Source organism: Kitasatospora sp. NPDC087861 (genome assembly GCF_044742585.1).
Classification (GTDB): Bacteria; Actinomycetota; Actinomycetes; order Streptomycetales; family Streptomycetaceae; genus Kitasatospora.
This window is the reverse complement of sequence record NZ_JBIUUS010000014.1, coordinates 1-20,914: the sequence shown is the minus strand read 5'-3', so window position 1 is coordinate 20,914 and position 20,914 is coordinate 1. Positions and strand designations below refer to the sequence as shown.

General features: G+C 72.2%; 20 protein-coding genes. 10 read left to right on the top strand and 10 right to left on the bottom strand.

All coding sequences use genetic code 11. The features are described 5' to 3' along the window. Window positions 1-238: 238 nt before the first annotated feature. From ACIOJE_RS20495 to ACIOJE_RS20485, 3 genes are all read right to left on the bottom strand, one after another. Window positions 239-433: an EF-hand domain-containing protein gene (locus ACIOJE_RS20495; protein ID WP_400777755.1), complete on the bottom strand. Its 195-nt coding sequence runs from the start codon at window positions 431-433 to the stop codon at window positions 239-241. Window positions 434-1,166: 733 nt separating this feature from the next. Beyond that, the gene (locus ACIOJE_RS20490; protein WP_280674352.1) at window positions 1,167-2,018 is read right to left on the bottom strand and encodes an alpha/beta hydrolase; all 852 of its coding nucleotides are present in this window, start codon (window positions 2,016-2,018) and stop codon (window positions 1,167-1,169) included. Between the two features lie 266 nt (window positions 2,019-2,284). Further along, window positions 2,285-2,842 (bottom strand): DUF3291 domain-containing protein, encoded by a 558-nt coding sequence (locus ACIOJE_RS20485; RefSeq protein WP_400777753.1) that lies wholly within the window; start codon window positions 2,840-2,842, stop codon window positions 2,285-2,287. Here ACIOJE_RS20485 and ACIOJE_RS20480 point away from each other — a divergent pair. Further along, window positions 2,841-3,959: a phosphatidylinositol mannoside acyltransferase gene (locus tag ACIOJE_RS20480; RefSeq protein ID WP_400777751.1), complete on the top strand. Its 1,119-nt coding sequence runs from the start codon at window positions 2,841-2,843 to the stop codon at window positions 3,957-3,959. The two genes, ACIOJE_RS20485 and ACIOJE_RS20480, sit on opposite strands and share 2 nt — an antisense overlap. A gap of 248 nt (window positions 3,960-4,207) precedes the next feature. Here ACIOJE_RS20480 and ACIOJE_RS20475 read toward each other — a convergent pair whose 3' ends face one another. Both ACIOJE_RS20475 and ACIOJE_RS20470 read right to left on the bottom strand, forming a co-directional pair. Then, the gene (locus ACIOJE_RS20475; RefSeq protein WP_400777750.1) at window positions 4,208-4,771 is read right to left on the bottom strand and encodes a hypothetical protein; all 564 of its coding nucleotides are present in this window, start codon (window positions 4,769-4,771) and stop codon (window positions 4,208-4,210) included. A gap of 11 nt (window positions 4,772-4,782) precedes the next feature. Continuing rightward, a complete protein-coding gene (locus ACIOJE_RS20470; protein WP_400777748.1) occupies window positions 4,783-5,217 on the bottom strand; it encodes an ATP-binding protein in 435 nt (144 codons plus the stop codon). 170 nt (window positions 5,218-5,387) lie between these two features. On the opposite strand from ACIOJE_RS20470, the gene ACIOJE_RS20465 reads away from it, so the two are divergent. Both ACIOJE_RS20465 and ACIOJE_RS20460 read left to right on the top strand, forming a co-directional pair. After that, on the top strand, window positions 5,388-6,218 hold the full coding sequence (locus tag ACIOJE_RS20465) for a Scr1 family TA system antitoxin-like transcriptional regulator (protein WP_400777747.1): 831 nt from the start codon (window positions 5,388-5,390) through the stop codon (window positions 6,216-6,218). Next, window positions 6,215-6,406 carry a DUF397 domain-containing protein gene (locus ACIOJE_RS20460; RefSeq protein ID WP_280674346.1) on the top strand — a complete coding sequence of 64 codons (192 nt, stop codon included), beginning with the start codon at window positions 6,215-6,217 and terminating at the stop codon, window positions 6,404-6,406. The genes ACIOJE_RS20465 and ACIOJE_RS20460 overlap by 4 nt, the downstream gene beginning before the upstream one ends. Before the next feature lie 62 nt (window positions 6,407-6,468). Here the strand turns inward: ACIOJE_RS20460 and hrpB are convergent, their stop codons facing one another. Together hrpB and ACIOJE_RS20450 are read right to left on the bottom strand one after the other, a co-directional pair. Then, window positions 6,469-8,982, bottom strand: coding sequence for an ATP-dependent helicase HrpB (gene hrpB / locus ACIOJE_RS20455; RefSeq protein ID WP_400777745.1), 2,514 nt, complete (start codon window positions 8,980-8,982; stop codon window positions 6,469-6,471). A gap of 5 nt (window positions 8,983-8,987) precedes the next feature. Then, entirely contained in the window at window positions 8,988-9,842 is an 855-nt protein-coding gene (locus ACIOJE_RS20450) for a class I SAM-dependent methyltransferase (protein ID WP_400777743.1), read from the bottom strand. Window positions 9,843-10,254: 412 nt separating this feature from the next. Here ACIOJE_RS20450 and rpsA point away from each other — a divergent pair, with 412 nt between their 5' ends. Together rpsA and ACIOJE_RS20440 are read left to right on the top strand one after the other, a co-directional pair. Further along, window positions 10,255-11,745, top strand: a complete 1,491-nt coding sequence (gene rpsA, locus ACIOJE_RS20445) for a 30S ribosomal protein S1 (protein WP_153460312.1) — start codon at window positions 10,255-10,257, stop codon at window positions 11,743-11,745. 205 nt (window positions 11,746-11,950) lie between these two features. Next, entirely contained in the window at window positions 11,951-14,167 is a 2,217-nt protein-coding gene (locus ACIOJE_RS20440; RefSeq protein WP_400777742.1) for an MMPL family transporter, read from the top strand. Between the two features lie 67 nt (window positions 14,168-14,234). Here ACIOJE_RS20440 and ACIOJE_RS20435 read toward each other — a convergent pair whose 3' ends face one another. Then, the gene (locus ACIOJE_RS20435; RefSeq protein WP_400777740.1) at window positions 14,235-14,660 is read right to left on the bottom strand and encodes a MarR family winged helix-turn-helix transcriptional regulator; all 426 of its coding nucleotides are present in this window, start codon (window positions 14,658-14,660) and stop codon (window positions 14,235-14,237) included. Between the two features lie 75 nt (window positions 14,661-14,735). On the opposite strand from ACIOJE_RS20435, the gene ACIOJE_RS20430 reads away from it, so the two are divergent. Then, a complete protein-coding gene (locus tag ACIOJE_RS20430) occupies window positions 14,736-15,377 on the top strand; it encodes an MBL fold metallo-hydrolase (RefSeq protein WP_400777738.1) in 642 nt (213 codons plus the stop codon). A gap of 68 nt (window positions 15,378-15,445) precedes the next feature. Next, window positions 15,446-16,045, top strand: coding sequence for a dephospho-CoA kinase (gene coaE / locus ACIOJE_RS20425; RefSeq protein WP_400777736.1), 600 nt, complete (start codon window positions 15,446-15,448; stop codon window positions 16,043-16,045). 90 nt (window positions 16,046-16,135) lie between these two features. On the opposite strand, the gene ACIOJE_RS20420 is transcribed toward coaE, so the two are convergent. Further along, complete coding sequence (locus ACIOJE_RS20420) at window positions 16,136-17,491, bottom strand: sensor histidine kinase (RefSeq protein WP_400777734.1); 1,356 nt, start codon at window positions 17,489-17,491, stop codon at window positions 16,136-16,138. 101 nt (window positions 17,492-17,592) lie between these two features. Here ACIOJE_RS20420 and ACIOJE_RS20415 point away from each other — a divergent pair, with 101 nt between their 5' ends. Beyond that, the gene (locus ACIOJE_RS20415) at window positions 17,593-18,132 is read left to right on the top strand and encodes a GNAT family N-acetyltransferase (protein ID WP_400777732.1); all 540 of its coding nucleotides are present in this window, start codon (window positions 17,593-17,595) and stop codon (window positions 18,130-18,132) included. Window positions 18,133-18,239: 107 nt separating this feature from the next. On the opposite strand, the gene ACIOJE_RS20410 is transcribed toward ACIOJE_RS20415, so the two are convergent. Continuing rightward, entirely contained in the window at window positions 18,240-18,980 is a 741-nt protein-coding gene (locus ACIOJE_RS20410) for a hypothetical protein (RefSeq protein WP_400777730.1), read from the bottom strand. Window positions 18,981-19,050: 70 nt separating this feature from the next. Between ACIOJE_RS20410 and ACIOJE_RS20405 the strand changes: the two genes are divergently transcribed. Both ACIOJE_RS20405 and ACIOJE_RS20400 read left to right on the top strand, forming a co-directional pair. Beyond that, complete coding sequence (locus ACIOJE_RS20405; RefSeq protein WP_400777729.1) at window positions 19,051-19,941, top strand: LysR family transcriptional regulator; 891 nt, start codon at window positions 19,051-19,053, stop codon at window positions 19,939-19,941. A gap of 202 nt (window positions 19,942-20,143) precedes the next feature. Beyond that, window positions 20,144-20,698, top strand: coding sequence for a hypothetical protein (locus tag ACIOJE_RS20400; protein ID WP_400777728.1), 555 nt, complete (start codon window positions 20,144-20,146; stop codon window positions 20,696-20,698). Window positions 20,699-20,914: the final 216 nt, after the last annotated feature.

Genomic DNA, 20,914 nt, shown 5'->3' with positions numbered 1-20,914 from the left:
GGGCCCGGACGCGAGAGTGTCCGGGCCCCTTCAACGCGTGCGAGCCGCGCCGTGCATCTCCCCGGCTGCAGGCCCAACGCGCCGATCGGGCGCAAGGGCCGGGTATTCGGATAACCAACCCGGCATCGCGCATGGAAGTTCAGTACGCCGCAAGGCCGGATTCGCAGCCAGCTGCCAAGGCACCTGCCGTGCGATCACGGCAGGTGCCTTGGAATGGTCGAGTTGGGGACTTCCCCGCCTATCGAATGAGGTCGGAGAACTCCTCGAAGCTGATCCGACCGTCGCTGTTCTCGTCGGCGTACTGGATCGTCGCCTTCGCGTTGGCCTCGCTGACCTTGGGGTTCTGCATGAGGTACGTCTTCAGCTCATCGGGGCTGATGTAGCCGTTGTGGTCGGTGTCGATCTCGTCGAACTGCTCGCGGGCGCTGCGCATGCTACTCATCGTCATCCTCTGTTCGTTGGAACTGCCGACGTAAGGCCAGGAATATTCCTCGCCCGCTGAAGAATATGGCAGCCGACCCTGAATTTGCCGAGGACTCCCTCGGGGAAGAATAGGTGGGAAATTAGTTGCATGATTAGGCTCATATGAGAATGCAATCTATGGCTGGAGTCATAGGAAGGTCTCTCCTGCCATCAGGAACCGCGTTGGTTACTGACCCACACTCCTGACCGGCGGCGACAACCAGGAGACGCTCCTGGAAGTCCCGTACCGCCGGGCGACGGGCCCGCGAGCCCCGGCCGACCGGGCGCGTGGTGTCGGCGTTGCGGGGGTTGCGGCCGAACGAGGACCGGAAGGCGGCGAATCCAGCGGCGGCGTCCGCGAGGGCCCGGCGGCGCGCGAGGCTTCCTGGTGTTCTCCTCCCTGGTGATGGCCCGCAGCGTTTCCAGGACTGTGGCGTCCATGGCGAGGACGCGTCTGGGCCCGCCGCTACGATCTGGCCCGGTCCGTCGCGCAGCAGGCGCTCCGGACGGACGGGACTCCGTCGGGTCGGCCGGGGGCGAGGAACCGGCGGACGTCCGAGGCGAGACCGGCCGACTGTTCCCCCGGACGGTAGACGGCTTCGCGCCGGATGCCATCGCGATTCGGTGCGGCCGGCCCGGGCGGTGGGTGCTGCCGAGGGCATCGGCGCGCCGGTGGGGCGGCGCGCCGGGAACCCCGCTCCGGGTCAGCCCGCGAGGTGCTCCAGGAGCAGCGGCACGATCCGCTCGGCGTCGGCCTCCGGCAGCCAGTGGGTGGCGCCCTCCAGCGCAACGAACCGGTACGGGGCGCTGACGTGCTTGGCCGTCAGGTCGGCGGCGTCGCGGCCCAGGGCTCGGTCCTCGGTGCCCCAGACGAAGAGCGTGCGGACGGTGATCTCGCCGGCCGGCACCCGGAGTTCCTCGTTGATCGCCCGGTACCAGTTGAGCCCGGCCGTCAGCACACCCGGCTCGGTCAGCCGTCGGACGTTGGACTCGGCCAGGTCCGTCGGCAGCGCGCCCCGGTAGATCGCGCGCAGCCGGGCCGCGTCGTCGGCCAGCATGGCCTGCTCGGCCACGTGCTCCGGCAGGCGGAACTCCCTGATGTACCGGGAGCGTTCGCGCTGGTCGCTGTCGTTGTTCAGGGCCTCGTAGAGCGCCTCGGGATGCGGGGTGGAGAGCACGGTCAGGCTGCGCAGCCGCTTCGGGTGGGTGGAGGCCAGCGCCCAGGCGACGAGGCCGCCCCAGTCGTGGGCGACCAGGTGGAAGCGCGGCGCGTCCAGGGCGTCGGCGAAACCGAGGGCGTCCGCGACCAGCAGCTCGACGGAGTAGTCCGCGATGTCAGCGGGGCGGGCGTCGGGGGAGTAGCCGCGCTGGTCCACCGCCACCGCGCGGTAACCGGCCGCGGCCAGCGCGGTCAGCTCGGCGCTCCAGCAGTCGGCGAACTCGGGGAACCCGTGCAGTAGCAGGACGAGTTCCCCGTCGGCGGGCCCGGCGGCCAGCCCGTCGAAGGTGTGCCCGCCGACGGTCAGGCGGACGGTGGTGGGCAGGGTTGAGGACATGGTCAGCTCCTGTTGGTGGCGCGTCAACAGGACGATCAGATCACAGGGTTGGTCGGGCGGACGCGGCGGGCGGTGCAGTGGTCGGTGGGCAACGTGCGTGATGAGCACGCGCTGGATCCTGCGGCAGGGGAAGCGGGGTGAGCGCAGGAAGTCGGCGGGGTCGACTTCCGGTGCTCGGTGGTCGGCTCCGTACATCCTTCGGGGGTGCCGGCGAAGCCGCTGGTGGGCAGGATGGCGTCTCGAACCCAGTCGTTCAGGCTTCCTTGTCAGTGAACCTGGTCGCTCTTCGGCCCGATGCCTTTGAGCCTGGTCGGAGTTCCCTCCGGGGCGAACGGGTGGTGGAAGGTGAAGGCGTGCGGCGCGGAGGCGTGGTCGTGGAGGTGTTCCAGCCTGGAAACCCCGTCCTGCCAGGTGGGTATCACGCCGTCGGAGACCCACCAGAAGACGTAAAGCGGGTGTCCCGTCCGCTCGAACCAGTCGTAACGCCTGTTCAGCGCCTCACGGTGCAGACCGGTGTAGATGGCGTCGAAGGCGGGGCGCAGGTCGGTCCAGAGTGAGAGGGTCGCGGCCAGGGCGGTGGTTTCCACCGTACGGCCCTTGCCGTACCAGGTCGGTACGGCGAACTCTCCCCATGCACCCCAGTCCAAGTCGAAGTGTGTGCCCCGGTCGCCGTCCGCCGCTTCGGCATGAGCGAGGTATCCGGGGTGCTGGCTGATCGTCCGGTAGACGGCCTCGCTGCTGTCGTGGAGTTCGCGCGTGAGAGGTGCGGGATCGGCGAGAGGTGACTTCAGGACGCCGAATGTGTACAGCGCAAGATGGGGCATGCGTCTCTCCCTGGTCGGGGGTGCCTGGTGTGGACCCGGTTCGGTGGCTTACGCACGGGGGCGAGGATTCGTGGGGCGTGACCGACTCGTCCCGTCGCGGGTGGCTCAGCCTGAAGGAACTCCGGTGCGACCGTGGGCGATCGCCGAAGACCAGGCGAAGGTAGCTGCCTCTGCGGCCCGTGTCGAAGTTGTGTTTTCCCTGTCCACGTGGCCTCTTGTGCCGGTCATTGCGGGGGCTGGGGCGGTGACGGGCGGGGCAGGCTGCGGGGTATCCCTCGGTGAGAGGAACCGTTGTCGACGATCCAGAAGACACGTCTGGCGCTCGCGTAAGGCTCCTGGGAAATCGGCGCAGGCCCGGAGGTCTTCGGCCGCCGCGACGTCCCGCAAGGGTGTGCGATCGGCGCTGCGGTACTACAGCGAGGCGTTCCGGATGAACGGGTGGGACCGGAAGCGCATCCTGGACAGTGTCGACATCGCGGACGAAGATCGTGCACGCGTCGCCGAGGTGGTCCACTCAGACCGCGGCGCCGTGCTGGCGCTCGGCCACACCGGCAACTACGACCATGCCGGAGCATGGCTCATCGCGACGCACTCGATCGAGTTCACCACGGTCGCCGAGAACCTCAAGCCCGAGGCGGTCGCTGAACGATTCTGGGACTACCGCCGCAAGCTCGGGATGGAAGTGCTGCCGCACGACGGCGGACCATCGGTCGTCGGGACCCTGGCGCGGCGGCTTCGGGAGGGCCGCACCGTCTGCCTCGTCGCGGATCGCGACCTCGGCGCCTCCGGGATCCCAGTGGACTTCTTCGGCGAAACCACACGGATCGCCGCCGGACCGGCGGCGCTCGCAGTACAGACCAACTGCGGGCTGTATCCGGTGAACCTCTGGTACTCGGGTCCGGGCCGGATGGGTATCAGAGTCCATCCGGAGATCCCGGTGCCTCCCGAAGGCACTCGGCAGGAGAAAATCGCCCGGATGACTCAAGCGCTCGCAGACGCCTACGCGGAGGGGATCGCCGCCCATCCCGAGGACTGGCACATGTTGCAGAAGTACTTCCTGGCCGACCTGGATCCGGGCAAAACGCCGCCGTCGGCCCCGGCGACCCTCGCCGAGTAGGCCGGATCATAAAGATCGGCGCGGTCTGCCCTGCGCCTGGGACATTCCCGGCGGCATCCAGAACCACATCAGAGACCTGGCCGACCACTCCTGGCCTACACGTCGATCCACAGGTATTGACAATTACTCACCCCGAGGACTCCTTCGGCTGTGCCTGCCAGCCCCACTTCGCCACCCCAGACCACTAACGGACTGATGTGGAATCGGGCCCCGATGTCAACCCTCGAAGGATTTCCGAAGCCGACCACTCAGGGGTGGGGTGAGTGGGTGGCTGCTTGGGTGCGGCAGTGGGTGAGGGCGGGTTTGATGCGGGGGTCGGGGGTGGGGGTGGTGGTGAGGAGTTCGCCGGCGGTGATGAGGGTGGTCCAGTAGTGGGTGGGGTCGCCGGTGGTGGGGCGGGGGTGGGTGGCGGCGAGGGAGAGGTAGGCGGCGGTGAGGTTGCCGGTGGTGAACCAGCGGGTGAGGCCGTGCTGGTGGCCGGCGCGGATGCCGCCGAGGGCGTCGATGGCGGTGAGGAAGAGGTCGATGATGGCGAGGTCGCGGTCGTCGGGGGTCTTGGGGATGTCGAAGACGCCGAGGGCTTCGAGGAGTTCGCCGGTGTCGGCCTCGGCGCCGGGGCGGGGGCTGGCGAGTAGGGCGTCGTAGCAGTCGTCGAGGCGGCGGTTCACCTCGGTGGCCGGGATCGCGAGGGCCGCGCAGACGGCGCGGGCGGCGCGGAGCGGTTGGCGGGTGCGGCGGGCGAGGTTGGCGTAGGCCTCGGCGGGGGTGGCGCCGGTGTCGAACAGGTGGCGGGCGGTGAGGGGGAGTCGCATGGGGTTCCTGTTCAGGCGACGGCGAGGACGGTGACGGGGGCGGGGGCGATGAGGGCCCAGACGAACTTGCCGATGCCGCCTGCGCGGGGGCAGCAACCCCACTTCTCGGCCAGTTCGTTGATGAGGAGGACGCCGCGTCCGTGCTCGTCGTCGGGCGCGGGGGAGCGGAGGGACGGGCGGCCGCTGCCCGCGTCGTGGACTTCGAGGCGCAGCCGGTCGTGGACGAGGGCGAAGCGGACCTCGATGAGGCGGTCGGCGGGGGCGTCGGTGTGCTGGACGGCGTTGGCGAAGAGTTCGCCGAGGAGGAGTTCGGCGATGTCGGGGTAGCGGTCGCCGGTGGGGAGGGCGGCGAGGTACGCGCGGAGCAAGTGCCGCGCGAGGGGGGTGGATTCGGTCCGCGAGTCGAGGCGCGCGGCGAACGTGCGGGGGCGGCGGGAAACGAGCATGGCGAAGTTCCTCAGGGGGCGGATGGGGGAGCGCGGAGGTAGTGCGCAATCGCGCTATGCGCAGCATCGCTCCGATCCGTAGCGCTGCGACTACCCGGGGTGCCCACTGTCCTCTAGGCTTCAGAGCTGTTCAACTTGTCCGCGTTGATTGATTGGTTGGGTGAATCGCCTTGAACAAACGGGAACTTGACCCTCAGGCCTCCCCTGCGGCCGAGTTCGGGGCGTTTCTTCGCACGTCACGCGAGCAGCGGGGCTGGACGCAGGAGCACCTTGCGGGGCTGGTTGGGTGTACGTCGTCGCACGTCTCGGCCCTTGAAAATGGTCGAAGGAAGCCAACTCGACGGATTGCCGACGCACTTGACAGGGCGTTTGGTACATCGCAGGCAGGCACCTTCAAGCGCAGGGCCAGCGACGTCAAGCACAGCGCACTGCTGGAAGGTTTCGCCGAGTTCGTCACCCAAGAACGCCGGGCCGCTGAACTGCGGCTCTTTGAACTCGGCATCGTGCCGGGCTTGCTGCAGACGACGGAGTACGCAACTGCCATTGCGGCGGGCGCCGTGCGCCGGAGGAGCATCACGCAGGACCAGGCGGACGAACGGGTGCGCGTTCTCATAAGCCGTCAGGCTGGCATGCTCCGGGAACCGTCGCCCCTGGTCCACGTGGTCATGGACGAAAGCTGCATTCGTCGGCGCGTGGGTGGGGATGCTGTGATGGCGGCCCAGCTTGACCATCTCGTTGAGTTCGCCAGCGAGCCGACCGTAAGGCTCCAGCTCGCCCTGTACACGCTCGGCGAGGACAGGGCGTTTGATCTTCCGGTGTCGATCCTGACGCTGCCGGACCGTTCGCTGATCTCCTACGCCGAGAGTGCACACCAAGGGCGTTTGGAGCGGGATACCAACGCGGTGACGGCCGAGTTGGCGGCCTACTATCAGCTACAAACTCATGCCCTTTCACAGGCGGACTCGGTGGCGATGATCCGCGAGCTACGGAGGCAGCTATGACCCTCGACTGGTTCAAGTCCAGCTACAGCAGCAACGGCGGACAGTGCATCGAGGTATCCGACAGCATGCCCGGTGTCGTCCCCGTCCGCGATTCCAAGGACCCCGAGGGCCCTGTCCTGGCCTTCTCGGTCGATGTCTGGTCGAGCTTCATTGCCGCCGTCCGCTCCGGCGAGTTCGGCGACGTCTGACGCGTCCTGCTGAACTGCCCGAGACCCCACTGCTCGCGGATGAGTAGTGGGGTCTTCTGCTGCTACTTCCGGGTGTTGGTGCGGCGGGTGGGCTCTGCCGTGGTCGGGTCTTCGGGCCAGGGGTGGCGGGGGTAGCGGCCCCTGAGATCTGCGCGGACGGCGCGGTAGCCGTCGCGCCAGAAGGACGCCAGGTCGCCGGTGACGGCGGCGGGGCGGCCGGCGGGGGAGAGCAGGTGGACGGTCAGCGGGACGCGGCCGGCGGCCAGCGCCGGAGCCGACGTCCAGCCGAAGAGTTCTTGCAACTTGACGGCCAGGAACGGGCGTTCGGTGCTGTAGTCGACTCGTATCTTCGAGCCGCTGGGGACGGTGATGCGCTCGGGGGCGAGTTCGTCCAGCCGCCCGGCCTCGCCGGTGGCCCAGGGGAGCAGGCGTTGCAGGGCGGCAGTCGTATCAATGCGGGCAAGGTCGGCGCGGCGGCGGGCGCGGGAGAGTTCGGGCTCCAGCCACTCGTCGGCGTGTTCGAGTAGCGCTTCGTCGCTGACGTCGGGCCAAGGGGTGCCGATCGCGGTGTGGAGGAAGGCGAGGCGTTCGCGCAGGCCGGGGGCGGGCCAGGTGAGCAGGGTGCTCACGCCTTCGCGGGCGAGGCCTTCGAGGAGGGCGGCGCGGACGAGGGCCGGGTCGGGGCGGCTGAGTGGCTTCTCGGCGAGTTCGATGGCGCCAAGGGATTCGACCCGGCGGGAGACGACTTCACCTCGCCGGGTGTCCCAGTGGACTTCGGCGCGGTTGGTGAGCAGCGGCGATCCGGCGAGCCGGGCGGTGTCCTCGTCGAGCGCGGCGGCGTGCAGGATGCGGGCGGAGTGCGAGCCGGCCGGGCGGTCGGCGACCGCGACGGCGAGCCAGGGCAGGGCGCCCAGCGCGGTGCCGGGGGCGAGTTCGGCGGCGGTGCCGGAGGCCATCAGGTAGGGGCTGCGTTCGCCGGGGGCGGGCCGCTCGACCCGGGCGCGGGCGATCCGCTCGGGAAACGCGAGGGCGACGACGAGTCCGACAGCGGTGGCGTCGGGCAGGGCGGTGGCGGGTTCGTCGGAGGTGGCGCGTAGGAGGCGGCGGACCTCTTCGCGCCAGCGTCCGGCGTACGGGTCCCGGGAGTTCTTCACCGTGCGCCAGACCGCGCCGAGGTCGTCGCCCAGGGCGCGCGGCGGTTCCTCGGAGAGCAGCGCGACCACCTCGGCGGCCCGCCGCGCGCCGACCGCCGCCGCGCCGTCGACGAGGGCGCGACCCAGCCGGGGATGCAGCCCGGTGCGGGCGAGGCGCACCCCGCGCGGAGTCGCCCGGCCGGCCGCGTCCACCGCGCCGAGGGCCTGGAGGGTCTGCCGGGCGGCGGCCATCGCCCCCGAAGGCGGAGCGTCGGGCAGGGCGAGGCCGGTGGCGTCCGGGTCGCCCCAGCAGGCGGCCTGGAGCGCAAACGTGGTGAGGTCGGCGAGGGCGATCTCGGGGGTGGGGAAGCGGGCGGCGAGGGCGTCCTCGGCCTCGTGCCAGCAGCGGTAGACGGTGCCGGGGGCTTCGCGCCCCGCCCGGCCGGCGCGCTGGCGGGCGGCGGCGAGCGAGGCGCGGACGGTGACCAGGCCGGCCAGGCCACGGGCGTGGTCGGTGCGAGGTTCGCGGGCGAGCCCGGCGTCGACGACGATCCGCACGCCGGGCACGGTGAGCGAGGACTCGGCGACGGCGGTGGCGAGGACGACCCGGCGCTGCGCGGAGGGAGTGAGGGCGGCGTCCTGGACGGCCTGCGGGGCGCGGCCGTGCAGTTGCAGCACGTCGGCGGGCACACCCTGGAGCTGCCCGGCGACGCGGGCGATCTCGCCGACGCCGGGCAGGAAGCAGAGCACGTCCCCGGCCTGCTCGGCGAGCGCCCGCCGGACGGTGGCGGCGACGTGGTCGAGCAGCGCCGGGTCGACCCGCGTCCCGTGGGCGGGCCGGACGGCGCGCGGCGGCGGAGCCCACACCGTCCGGACCGGGTGGGACACCCCGTGCGCCTCCACCACCGGGGCGCCGCCGAGGAGTTCGGCCCAGGCCTCGGTGTCGGAGGTGGCGGAGGCGCAGACCAGCCGCAGTTCGGGCCGCAGGGCGGCACGGACGTCGAGCAGGAAGGCGAGCGCGGTGTCGGCGTCCAGGTGCCGTTCGTGGCACTCGTCCAGGACGACGACGTCCACGCCGGGCAGCTCCTGGTCCCGCTGCAGCCGTTGCAGCAGCACCCCGGTGGTGACCACCTCGACCACCGTGTCCGGCCCGACGCGACGCTCGCCGCGCACGGTGTAGCCGACCCGGCCGCCGACGGCCTCGCCGAGCAGCCAGGCCATCCGCCGGGCGGCGGCCCGTACGGCGAGCCGGCGGGGTTCGGCGACCAGCACCCGCCGCACGGGTCGGCCGTCGGAGAGCAGCCCGGCGAGGGCGAGCGGCACCAGGGTCGTCTTGCCGGTGCCGGGCGGGGCGGCGAGGACGGCGGTGCCGGGCCCGTCCAGCGCGTCGTGCAGGGCGGGCAGGGTGGTGCGGACGGGCAGTTCGCGCCACGCGGGGTTCAAGCGGCTCAGCCCCGCTCGGCGACGAAGATCGCGGTGCCGGGGATCAGCCGCCCGCGCAGCGGGGACCAGCCGCCCCACTCCTGATCCAGCCCGGCCGGCCACTCGGGTTCGACCAGGTCGATCAACCGGAAGCCGGCGCCGACGAGTTCGCGGACCCGGTCGCCGAGGGTGCGGTGGTGTTCGACGTAGGTGGCGTGGCCCTGCTCGTCCTGTTCGACGTAGGGGGTGCGATCGAAGTAGGAGGAGGCGGCGGTGAGGCCCTCGACGCCCGGCTCGTCGGGGAAGGCCCAGCGGATCGGGTGGGTCACCGAGAACACCCAGCGGCCGCCGGGGCGCAGCACGCGGTGGACCTCGCGCATCAGGGCGGCGGTGTCGGCGCTGAACGGGACGGCGCCATAGGCGGAGCAGGCGAGGTCGAAGGAGGCGTCGGTGAAGGGCAGGACGGCGGCGTCGGCCTGGACGACGGCGACGGGGGCGGTGCCGCGGCCGAGATCGATCCGGCGGGAGTGCTGGAGCTGGCGGTGGGAGATGTCCAGGGCGACCGGGCGGGCGCCGCGGGCGGCCAGCCACCGCGAGCACTGGGCGGCGCCGGCGCCGATCTCCAGCACGTCCCGGCCGGCCACGTCGCCGAGCAGGTGGGCGTCGGCCTCGTCGAGGCCTTCGGGGCACCAGGTGAAGCGGTCGTCGCCGAGGAACTCCCCGTGCTCGTCCTGGTACTCGTCGGCGTTGCGGTCCCACCAGTGCCGGCTGGCCTGGCTGCTCTCCCCGGTGCCGGCCTCGCGCCGTACCGCGTCGTCGCCGTCGCCGTCAAGATCATGCAGGTCGGACTGGGGGGTGGTGGCCACGGTGATAATGCCCATCGCGTAGGGTGTGGACTGCGGAAGCGCCGCTGCCGCGACCGGGCCCGAAAGGATCCGGATCCTGGCGGTGGCATCCGGGGAAGGGTCCCTTCGGGCGCCACCGTGAGGTGCGCAATCGGAGGATATGGCCTGATCCGTACCGGGCTCCACCGTCTTGCCGCTCTTGGCGTTGACCGTGCCTGGCCGTCCCCGTATGCTACAAGTTGCGCTGCGGGCCTGCGCGCCTCGGACGGAGCAGGTCGCGCTCGCATCTGTCGAAGACCCCACGGTCGCAAGACGGACGCCGGATTTCTCGCTGTGCGGGAATCCCGGTGCGCCGTGTTCTTGGCTGTCCGGCTTTCGGTGGGAGCGATACGGGCCCTCCGCGTGGCATTACCTACGACTTCATGTCCGTACCGGAGCCCTTTTCCTAATGACGAGCCCCACCGACTCCTCCCTCAGCACCACCCCGCAGGTCGCGGTCAACGACATCGGCGACGCGGAGGCCTTCCTCGCCGCCATCGACGAGACCATCAAGTACTTCAACGATGGCGACATCGTCGAGGGCGTCATCGTGAAGGTCGACCGTGACGAGGTCCTCCTCGACATCGGTTACAAGACCGAGGGCGTCATCCCGTCCCGCGAGCTCTCGATCAAGCACGACGTTGACCCGCACGAGGTCGTCGCCGTCGGTGACAACATCGAGGCCCTGGTTCTCCAGAAGGAGGACAAGGAGGGTCGTCTCATCCTGTCCAAGAAGCGCGCTCAGTACGAGCGTGCCTGGGGCACGATCGAGAAGATCAAGGAAGAGGACGGCATCGTCACCGGTACCGTCATCGAGGTCGTCAAGGGTGGTCTCATCCTCGACATCGGCCTCCGTGGCTTCCTGCCGGCCTCGCTGGTCGAGATGCGCCGCGTCCGCGACCTCCAGCCCTACGTGGGCAAGGAGCTCGAGGCCAAGATCATCGAGCTGGACAAGAACCGCAACAACGTGGTCCTGTCCCGCCGTGCCTGGCTGGAGCAGACCCAGAGCGAGGTCCGCCAGACCTTCCTCACCACCCTGCAGAAGGGCCAGGTGCGCTCCGGCGTCGTCTCCTCGATCGTCAACTTCGGTGCCTTCGTGGACCTGGGTGGCGTCGACGGCCTGGTGCACGTCTCCGAGCTGTCCTGGAAGCACATCGACCACCCGTCCGAGGTTGTCGAGGTCGGCCAGGAGGTCACCGTCGAGGTTCTCGACGTTGACATGGACCGCGAGCGCGTCTCCCTGTCGCTGAAGGCGACCCAGGAGGACCCGTGGCAGCAGTTCGCCCGTACCCACCAGATCGGCCAGGTCGTTCCGGGTAAGGTCACCAAGCTGGTTCCGTTCGGTGCGTTCGTCCGCGTGGACGAGGGCATCGAGGGTCTGGTCCACATCTCCGAGCTGGCCGAGCGCCACGTCGAGATCCCGGAGCAGGTCGTCCAGGTCGGCGACGAGATCTTCGTCAAGGTCATCGACATCGACCTCGAGCGTCGTCGCATCAGCCTCTCGCTGAAGCAGGCCAACGAGGCCCTGGGTGCCAACCCGGCCGAGGTCGAGTTCGACCCGACCCTGTACGGCATGGCCGCCTCCTACGACGACCAGGGCAACTACATCTACCCGGAGGGCTTCGACCCCGAGGCGAACGACTGGCTGCCCGGCTTCGAGAAGCAGCGTGAGGAGTGGGAGCGCCAGTACGCCGAGGCGCAGTCCCGCTTCGAGCAGCACCAGGCCCAGGTCATCAAGAGCCGTGAGGCCGACGCCGAGGCCGCTGCCGAGGGTGGCGACGCCGTCGCCGCCGCTGCCGGTGGCTCCTACTCGTCCAGCAGCGACGAGGGCTCCGGCGCTCTCGCCTCGGACGAGGCCCTGGCGGCCCTGCGCGAGAAGCTGGCCGGCGGCCAGAGCTGAAGCTCTGACCCGCTGCCAGTACCTGGCGCATAGCTGAACGGTGGGCCCCACCCGGAGAAATCCGGGTGGGGCCCATTTCGTATTTTGCCTTCACTTATTTGTCGTTTATGTGAAGGAAATTTGTGAGATGAGGCTCATTGCCCGTCTATAGGTCGAAGACCGGGTTCCACCTACATTGAGGGGAGCTGCCCGAAAGGCCTCCTTCATGCGCAACGCCTCCACCGCTGCCGCCGACCCCGTGGTCCGCGGGCGGCTCGCCGCCCTCGGCCGGTTCTGTTTCCGCCACCGCCGTTGGGTGCTCGGTTTCTGGGCCGTCGTCCTGGTCGTCGGGGTGCTGATCGGCGGCCGGGTCTTCGAGGGATCGGTGGCCGGAGCCTCCTCCGCCACCGCCGAGGCCGACCGGGGCAGCGCGGTGGTCGCCGCGGCCGACCCGGCCAGGGGCACCGTCACCGCCGTCGTGGACGGCAGGCCGGCCGACGACCCGGCCGTGCGGGCCGCCGTCACCAGGGCCACCGCGGACATCGCCGCCCTCCCCGGCGTCTCCTCCGCGCTCGACGCGTACGGCAGTGGCCCGGCGCCCGCCGCACTGCGCTCCGCCGACGGCACCGCGAGCCTGGTCACCGTACGGATGGCCGACACCAGCACCCCCGCCCAGGCCGACGCGGTCACCCACCGGCTCGCGGCCCTGAACGGCCAGGGCGGTGCCCACGTCACCGTCGGCGGGGACCTGGTGCTCCAGCAGGAGGTCAAGAAACAGACCGAACAGGACACCCGCTTCGGCGAGGTGGTGACCCTGCCGCTCACCCTGGTCGTCATGGTGCTGGTCTTCGGCGGCCTCGCCGCGGCCAGCCTGCCGGTGATCGGCGCGGTCGCCTCGGTGGGCGGCGCCCTGCTGGCGATGTTCGGTTTCAGCCGCATCATGGACATCGACACCAGCGTGCTGCCGATCGCCACCGTGCTGGGGCTCGGGCTGTCGATCGACTACGCGCTGCTCATGGTGAATCGTTTCCGCGAGGAACGCGGGCACGGCGCGGGCATCGCCGCCGCCGTCGAACGCACCGCCGCGACCGCCGGGCGCACCGTCGCCTTCTCCGGCCTCACCGTCGCCGTCGCGCTCTCCGGCCTGTTCGTCTTCACCAGCCCGGTGCTCGGCGCGGTCGCCGCCGCCGGGGTGAGCGTGGTGGTGATCGCGGTCGCCGCCGCGCTGACCCTGATCCCCGCGCTGCTCGGCTTCGCCGGCTCCCGGATCAAGGCGCCCGCCGCGCCCGTCCCCGACGAGGGTTTCTTCAGCCGGACCGTCCGTCGGGTCCGCAAGCGGGCGGTGCCGGTCGCGCTCGCCTGCGTCGCCCTGCTGATGGCCGCCGGCGCGCCCTTCCTGCACGCCGACATGCGCAACTCCGGCGCCGCCGTCCTGCCGGCCTCCTCGGCCGGGCGGCAGGTCGCCGACACCATCGACCAGCGCTTCCCGCAGGCCGCGGCCGCACCGATCACCGTCGTCGTCGAGGGCGGCGCGCGGGTCGCCCAGGCGTACGCGGACGACGTCGTCGCCAAGCTGCCCGGGGTGAGCGGGGTGCGGGCGGTGACCCCGGTGGGCGACTCGCTGTCCACCGTCGACGTGCTCGTCCACGGCGACCCGCAGGGCGGCCAGGCCAAGCAGGTCGTCCAGGAACTGCGGGCCGACCGCGGCGGACTGAAGACCTACGTCACCGGCGGCGCGGCCTCGGTGGTCGACTTCAAGGACGAGCTGATGTCGCGCGGCCCCTGGGCGCTCGGCCTGGTGGCGGCGGGGACGCTGGTGCTGCTGTTCCTGATGACCGGCTCGGTGGTCATGCCGGTCAAGGCGCTGCTGATGAACCTGCTGTCGCTGGGCGCCTCGCTGGGCGTGCTCACCCTGGTCTTCCAGGACGGGTACTTCAGCGGGCTGCTCGGCTTCAGCCCCACCGGCGGGCTGGAGACCTTCATCCCGGTGCTGGTCTTCGCGTTCGCGTTCGGGCTGTCCATGGACTACGAGGTGTTCCTGCTCGCCCGGATCAAGGAACTGCGGGACAAGGGCCACAGCTGCACCCGGGCGGTGGAGCTGGGCGTCCAGCGCAGCGGCCGGATCATCACCTCGGCGGCGCTGCTGATGGTGATCGTGTTCGCCGGGTTCGCCCTCGGGGACATGCTCATGGTCAAGCAGATGGGCATCGCGCTGGCCGTCGCCGTCGCGGTGGACGCGACCCTGGTGCGCTGCCTGCTGGTGCCCGCCGCGATGAGCCTGTTCGGCGAGTTCAACTGGTGGGCGCCCGCCCCGCTGCGGCGCCTGCACCGGCGTTTCGGGCTGAGCGAGCACGTCGAACTGCCGGCCATCGAGCCGACGGCGATCCCGGCCCCGCTGCCGGGGACGGACGAGCCGAAGGATCTGGTGGGTACGGCGGTCTAGGTTTTCTGTCCCGTGCGGTTGGGGTTGCCTGGGCCGCCTGGGCCGCCTGGGCCGCCTGGGCCGCAGGTCAGTGCAGGCGGTGCAGGAGTTCGACGGCGGCGCGCAGCCGCGCCTGCTCCTCGGGGGTGAGGCGGGTCTCGATGGCGGTGGCGATCCGGGCCTCGCGGCGGGCGCGTTGTTCCAGCAGGGCGGCGCGGCCGGCTCCGGTGGCGGTGACCAGCAGTTTTCGGCCGTCGGTGGGGTGCGGCTGCTGCGTGACCAGGCCGGCCTCGGTGAGCAGAGCGACCGTGCGGGCCATCGACTGGTGCCGGACGCGTTGCCGGGTGGCCAGTTCGGCGACGGTGTAGGAGCGCTCGTCTCGGACCAGCAGGCCGAGGACCCCGGCCTGGTTCTGCGGCAGGGCGTCGTCCGGGCGCAGCGAGCGGACGAGTTCGCCGACGGCGGCGCGCAGGTCGGCGGCGAGTTCCAGGGTGTCCGGGTGGGGGCTGCTCATGGGACAAGCCTATCGGAAATTTGTACAGCGAAACTGTGCAGCTCTGCTGTGCAGTTTTGCTGTACGGTTTGCGGCATGCGAATCACCAAGTTCGGACACGCCTGCGTACGCCTGGAGCACGACGGGACGACCGTCGTCGTCGACCCCGGGATGTTCACCGACCCCGCCGCGCTGGCCGGGGCCGACGCCGTCCTCATCACCCACGAGCACATGGACCACTTCGAGGAGTCCCGGCTGCGCGCCGCCCTGGAGGCCGACCCGGCGCTGCGGGTGTGGACCAACAGCGCGGTGGCCTCCCGACTCGACGGCGTGGCGAGGCGCGTCAGCGTGGTCGGCGAGGGCGACGCCTTCGAGGTCGGCGGGATCGGCGTCTCGGTGCACGGCGAGTGGCACGCGGTGATCCACCCGGACATTCCGCTGGTGCACAACATCGGCTTCCTCTTCGACGGCCGGCTCTTCCACCCCGGCGACGCGTTCACCGTGCCGCCGCACGCCGTGGACACCCTGCTGCTGCCGCTCGCCGCGCCGTGGAGCAAGGCGTCCGAGGTGATCGACTACGTCCGGGAGGCGTGCCCGCGCCAGGCCGTGCCGGTGCACGACGCGGTGCTCAGCCCGGCCGGGTTCGCCGTGCACACCCGGCTGGTCGGCCCGGACGGGCCGGGCACGGGCGCGGAGCTGCGGGTCCTGGGCGAGGGGGAGAGCCTGGAGCTGGGCTGACGGCACCGCCCGGGCGGCTGGCGGCCGGCCGCTGGTCCCGGCCGTCCGGGCGCCGGTAGCCTGACGCCATGCTGAAGATCGGACTGACGGGTGGTATCGGCGCGGGCAAGAGCGAGGTGTCCCGGCTCTTCGCCGCCCACGGCGCGGTGATCGTGGATTCCGACGTGATCGCCCGCGAGGTGGTCGCGCCCGGGACGGACGGTCTGGCGGCCGTGGTCGCCGAGTTCGGACCGCAGGTGCTGCGGGAGGACGGCGCGCTGGACCGCCCGACCCTCGGCGCGATCGTGTTCGCCGACCGGGCCCGGCTCCAGTCGCTGAACGCGATCGTCCATCCGCTGGTGCGCGCCCGCTCCGCCGAGCTGGAGGCCGCGGCCGCGCCGGACGCGGTGGTGGTGCACGACGTGCCGCTGCTCGTGGAGAACGGGCTCGCGCCGCTGTTCGACCTGGTCGTGGTGGTCGACGCGGCGGACGAGGTGCGGGTGGACCGGCTGGTACGGCTGCGCGGGATGGCCGAGGAGGAGGCCCGGGCCCGGATGGCCGCACAGGCGAGCCGCGCGGACCGGCTGGCCGCCGCGGACCTCGTGATCGACAACAGCGGGCCGTTGGAGGTGTTGGCGACCCGGATCGACGAGGTGTGGGCGGAGCTGACCGCGCGCGCGGTGTCCTGAGCGGGTCAGTGCCTTGGGCGGGTCAGTGCCTTGGGCGGTGCAGTGTTCTGAGCGGTGCAGCGTCCTGAGCGGTTCAGTGTTCTGAGCGGTTCAGCCGGTGGTCAGCGGCAGGCGGGCCCGGATGGCGAAGCCGCCGTCGGGGGTGGGGCCGGCATCCAGGGTGCCGCCGAGGTCGTCGGCGCGGGTGCGCATGCCGTCCAGGCCGTGGCCGCCGGAAGGAAGTTCGGGGTTGGAGCGCAGTTCGGGGTTGGAGCGCAGTTCGTCGGGGTCGGTAGGCAGCGTGGGGTTCTCTCCGGTGTCGCCCGGGGAGTTGACGACGGCGACGCGCAGCCCGTCCGGCTGGACCTCGACGGTGACGGCCACCTCGGCGGCCGGGGCGTGTTTGTGGGCGTTGGTCAGTGCCTCCTGGACGATCCGGTAGGTCGCGTACTGGACGGCGGGCCCGGGTGCGGGCCCGCCGTCGGCCGGTCCGGTGAGGGTGAGGCCGACGGCCAGTCCGGCCTGTCGGGACTCCTCGACCAGGGCGGGCAGTCCGCGCAGTGAGGGGCCCTGGTCGGCGGCCGGGGTGAGGACGCCGAGCAGGCCGCGCAGTTCGGTGAGCGCCTGCAGGCCGAGGGCGCGGATCAGGGTGAGGGTCTCCCGGACGGCGGCCGGGTCGTCGGCTGCCGCGACCTGCAAGGCCCCCGCGTGCAGGGTGATCAGCGAGACCCGGTTGGACACCACGTCGTGCATCTCCCGGGCGAGCCGGGCGCGTTCGGCGGCGGCGGCGCGTTCCTCGGCGTGCCGCCGGGCCACTTCCAGCAGCCGGTTGCGCTCGGCGAGCACGGTGACGGCGCGGGTGCGCTGGTGGGCGGTGAGGCCGAGGGCGAGCGGGACGGCGCCGAGGACCAGGGGGTCCTCGGCCAGATTGACGAGGGCGGAGAGGCTGCTGACGTCCCCGAGGTCCATGGGGACGAGCAGGCGCACCTCGGCCAGGACCGCGAGCGCGGCAAGCGTCCGGGTCGCGCCGCGTCGGGCGGCCAGCCCGTAGAGGGCGACGGTGAGCGGGAGTTGGCCGCTGAGCAGGGTGGCGGCGGCGACCGCCGCCGGGTGGCGCCGTCGGACGGCGAGGGCGAGCGCGCCGGCGGCCATCAGGGCCGTGTTGAGCGGCGCCGAGGTGGTCGGCCCGACATCGGGGTCGTTCGCGGAGAGCGGGACGAGCACCAGCAGTATCAGGACCGTCGGCCCCAGGGCGACGACCGGGCGGGGCAGGCGCAGCGGCGGGCCCGGCAGCGACATCGCGGCGAGGGCCGAGTCCCACTGGTCGGTGGCGTCCGGCCGGCCGGCGGGGCGCGGCGGGTGGCCGGCGGGGTTCGCCTGGTGGCCGGCGGGATTCGACGGGCCGTTGGGGCCCAACTGGCCGTCGGGACGCCGGAGTCGGGGCCGCTGGTGGGTGGACTGGCGCATGGGGGCATGCTCGCACACCCCGTCCGGCCCGTGGTGGCCAGTGGGTCGCAGTGGCCGGGAAGAGCCTGGAAATCACCTTCCCGGGAAGAGATCATGGTCGGATGAATGATCGTTTCTCTCCCGAGCCGCCGACCGTCGTCCGGCTGCCGCAGTACACCCGCGCCGACCAGGACGAGATCCTCGGCCCCGGCGACGACCCGTACGGTGTCGCCTACACCGGGCTGACCTGGCTGCCCAAGGACATCCACTTCGGCGTCCGGGCCGCCGACGGCAGACTCGTCGCGCACGCCGGCCTGCTGCCGCTGCCGCTCACCGTCGGCGGCACCGACCTGGCGGCGATCGGCGTCGGCGGCGTCGCCGTCGCCCCCGACCGGCGCGGCGCCGGCCTCGCGCAGGCCGTGGTCCGGGCCGCCCTCGACCACGCCCGTACGCTCGGCCACCGCTACGCGCTGCTGTTCTGCCGCCCGCCGCTGGCCGCGCTCTACCGGGGGCTCGGATTCCGCGAGGTGGCAGAGGAGGTGACGGTGGAGCAGCCCGAGGGGCGGTTGGCGGTGATGCCGCTGCGCACCATGTGGGCGCCGCTGGCGGAGGGCGCCGGGTGGCCGGAGGGGCCGGTGCGGTTGCGCTCGCTGCCGATGTGACCTGCCCCGGGCGGCCCGGGGAGTCAGGCGGTGGCGCCCGGTGCCGGGGAGTCAGACGGTGGTGCCCGGGCTCGGGGAGTCAGGCGGTGGCGCCCGGTGCCGGGGAGTCAGACGGTGGCGCCCGGGGCCGGGGTGGCCGGGGTGGCTGCGTACGCGACGGCGGCGGCGGCCAGTGCGCGGATCATCGCGTGCGCCCGGGTGCCGTCGCCGGACAGTTCCGGCTGGAACAGCGAGGCGAGGAAGAACGGGTGGTCCGGCAGCTCCAGGACGCGCACCTCGCCCGTCCCGTCCACGCCGCTGAACCGCAGCCCGTGCGCGCGCAGCCGGTCCAGGTAGTCGGCGTTCAGGCCGTACGCGCAGTGGTAGCGCTCCAGGGTGCGGGTGGTGCCGAGGACGCGTTCGGCGAGCGTGCCCGGGGTGATCTCCACCGCCCCCTCGTGGCCGACCAGGGAGCAGGCCAGCGGGACGATCACCTGCTCGTCCCGCTCCGGGTGCTCCTCGCCGTGGACAGCCCCGTCGAGGCCGCAGACGTTCCGGGCGTACTCCAGCACCGCGTGCTGGAAGCCGGCACAGGTGCCGAGGAAGGGGATGCCGCGCTCGCGGGCGGTCCGGACGGCGGCCAGCGCGCCCGCCTCGCTGCGGTAGGGGCTGCCGGGGAGCAGCCAGATCGCGTCGAAGCCGTCCAGGGTGCCGGGTGCCCCGGCGTCCTCGGTGGGGATCCAGTAGGCGTCCAGGACGAGCTGGTCGCGCTCGGCGAGGGCGTCGAGCAGGCCGGGGATGCGGGCGTGCGAGCGGACGGCGGGGGAGCGGTCGCCGACCAGGGCGACCCGCGGGGTCAGGTAGGTCATGGGGCTATCCTGGCCCCGCACCCGAGATCAGCGCCAACGATGATTGCTTAACCCTCGATCAGAAAAGTTGATGGACACCGTGGATCCGCAGCACCTGCGCACCTTCGTCACCGTCACCCGCCTCGGCTCCTTCTCCGAGGCCGCGCGGGAGCTCGGCTACACCCAGTCCGCGGTCTCCCAACAGATCGCCGCCCTGGAGGCCGACCTCGGGGCCGGTCTGCTCAACCGCCGCCCGGTCGGCCCGACCGAGGCCGGTCGGCGGCTGCTGGAGCACGCGGCGCCGCTGCTGGTCCGGCTGGAGGCGGCGCGCGCCGACGTCGCACGCCTGGCCGGTGCCCCGAGCGCCCGCCTGGTGCTCGGCGCCACCCCACTGGCGGTCGGACCGGAGTTGGGGCGCGCGCTCGGCGAGGTGCGCCGGGCCTATCCGGCGGCCGAACTCGTCGTCCGGGTCCTCGCCCAGGGTGTGCTGCCCGCCCAGGCCGCCACCGGCGAGGTCGACCTCGCCCTGATCGACGGCCTCGCCGCCCCCAGCGACCCGCTGCCGCTGCCCGACGTCGGCCCGCTCGCCACCCGCGCCGTCGACGAGCAGCCGGTCGCCGTCGCCCTCCCGGCCGGCCACCCGCTGGCGGGCCGCAGCGGTGTCGCCCTCGCCGACCTCTCCGCCGCCCGCTGGCTCGACGCCCCCGACCTCACCCCCACCGCGGCCCGGCTGCGCGCCGCGGCCGGCGTCGACGGCTTCCGCCCCGCCACCCGCTACCGGGGCACCGACGTGCACGGGCTGCTCGCCCTGGTCGCCACCGGGCACGGGCTCACCCTGCTCCCGGCATCCGCCCTCGCCGATGCTCCCGGCGTCGCGTCCGCGCCGATCGCGGCCCCGCGACTGGTGCACCGCACCGAACTGGTGCACGGCAGCCTCCCGGAGGGGCCGGCGGCACTGCTGGCGCGGCTGCTGGGCGCGTAGGGTCCGGCCGTCCCGGGCGGGCGCGCCGATGCGGGCGCGCTGATGTGGGCGCGCTGGTGTGGGGGCGCTGATGCGGGCGCGCTGATGTGGAGGCGCGATCACCAGGCGTTCACGTCCTGGGCCTGACGGTGGTCGCTCAAGCGGTGCTGTCATGGGCACAGTCGCCCGGTGACAGGCCGGGCCGGCCCAGGAGATCGCCCACATGATGCCCCGTCAGCGTCTCACCGTCGTCGCCGCGGCGGCCGCCCTCGCCGCCGCCGGGCTCGCGGCCGGCACCGCGCAGGCCGCCCCCGCGAAGGCCTCGCCCGTCAAGGCCCGCCCGCTCGCGGCGAGTTGTTCGCAGGCCTACCTGCCGCTGCCCGACCCGTCCTGCACGCCGGGCGCCTACAACCCGGACGTCACCCAGGCCACCATCGGCCAGACCATCTGCGTCTCCGGCTGGACCTCCACCGTCCGCCCGTCGACCAGCTACACCAACGCGCTCAAGGCGCAGCAGATCGCGCAGTACGGCTACGCGGACACCAACCTGTCCGACTACGAGGAGGACCACTTCGTCCCGCTGGAGCTCGGCGGCGCCCCGCGCGACCCGCGCAACCTCTGGCCCGAGCCCCGCTACGGCACCCAGACCGCGTCCGGCAAGGACGGCGTCGAGACCAAGCTGAAGAACGCGGTCTGCAACGGCCGGGTCGGCCTCGACGACGCCCGCAGCGCCATCGCGAGCGACTGGACCACCGCGCTCAGCAGCCTCGGTCTCTGACGCTTCGGTCTCTGACGCTTCGGCCGCTGAGTCCTCGGTCCTCTGCGCCCTCGGCCTCCCACGTCCGGGCGTTTGACGCCTTCAGCGGTGTGGCGGTCGGTCCGTCCGGTCCCCTGTGCCGGCCCGGCCGCCCCCCCGCTGGGCCCCCCCAGGCCGGGGGGGTCGGAGGGGGGGCGCGCCGCCAACCCCCCCCGCGCCCCCAACCACCCCCCCCCC

Excerpts from the sequence above, each read along its gene's own strand:
- ACIOJE_RS20430 (WP_400777738.1), top strand. The coding sequence starts at position 14,736 with ATGCGAATCACCAAGTTCGGACACGCCTGCGTACGCCTGGAGCACGAC.
- ACIOJE_RS20485 (WP_400777753.1), bottom strand. The coding sequence starts at position 2,842 with ATGCCCCATCTTGCGCTGTACACATTCGGCGTCCTGAAGTCACCTCTC.
- ACIOJE_RS20435 (WP_400777740.1), bottom strand. The coding sequence starts at position 14,660 with ATGAGCAGCCCCCACCCGGACACCCTGGAACTCGCCGCCGACCTGCGC.
- ACIOJE_RS20450 (WP_400777743.1), bottom strand. The coding sequence starts at position 9,842 with ATGGGCATTATCACCGTGGCCACCACCCCCCAGTCCGACCTGCATGAT.
- ACIOJE_RS20480 (WP_400777751.1), top strand. The coding sequence starts at position 2,841 with ATGCGTCTCTCCCTGGTCGGGGGTGCCTGGTGTGGACCCGGTTCGGTG.
- ACIOJE_RS20460 (WP_280674346.1), top strand. The coding sequence starts at position 6,215 with ATGACCCTCGACTGGTTCAAGTCCAGCTACAGCAGCAACGGCGGACAG.
- ACIOJE_RS20415 (WP_400777732.1), top strand. The coding sequence starts at position 17,593 with ATGAATGATCGTTTCTCTCCCGAGCCGCCGACCGTCGTCCGGCTGCCG.
- coaE (WP_400777736.1), top strand. The coding sequence starts at position 15,446 with ATGCTGAAGATCGGACTGACGGGTGGTATCGGCGCGGGCAAGAGCGAG.
- rpsA (WP_153460312.1), top strand. The coding sequence starts at position 10,255 with ATGACGAGCCCCACCGACTCCTCCCTCAGCACCACCCCGCAGGTCGCG.
- ACIOJE_RS20410 (WP_400777730.1), bottom strand. The coding sequence starts at position 18,980 with ATGACCTACCTGACCCCGCGGGTCGCCCTGGTCGGCGACCGCTCCCCC.
- ACIOJE_RS20440 (WP_400777742.1), top strand. The coding sequence starts at position 11,951 with ATGCGCAACGCCTCCACCGCTGCCGCCGACCCCGTGGTCCGCGGGCGG.
- ACIOJE_RS20495 (WP_400777755.1), bottom strand. The coding sequence starts at position 433 with ATGCGCAGCGCCCGCGAGCAGTTCGACGAGATCGACACCGACCACAAC.
- ACIOJE_RS20405 (WP_400777729.1), top strand. The coding sequence starts at position 19,051 with ATGGACACCGTGGATCCGCAGCACCTGCGCACCTTCGTCACCGTCACC.
- ACIOJE_RS20470 (WP_400777748.1), bottom strand. The coding sequence starts at position 5,217 with ATGCTCGTTTCCCGCCGCCCCCGCACGTTCGCCGCGCGCCTCGACTCG.
- ACIOJE_RS20400 (WP_400777728.1), top strand. The coding sequence starts at position 20,144 with ATGATGCCCCGTCAGCGTCTCACCGTCGTCGCCGCGGCGGCCGCCCTC.
- ACIOJE_RS20490 (WP_280674352.1), bottom strand. The coding sequence starts at position 2,018 with ATGTCCTCAACCCTGCCCACCACCGTCCGCCTGACCGTCGGCGGGCAC.
- ACIOJE_RS20475 (WP_400777750.1), bottom strand. The coding sequence starts at position 4,771 with ATGCGACTCCCCCTCACCGCCCGCCACCTGTTCGACACCGGCGCCACC.
- ACIOJE_RS20420 (WP_400777734.1), bottom strand. The coding sequence starts at position 17,491 with ATGCGCCAGTCCACCCACCAGCGGCCCCGACTCCGGCGTCCCGACGGC.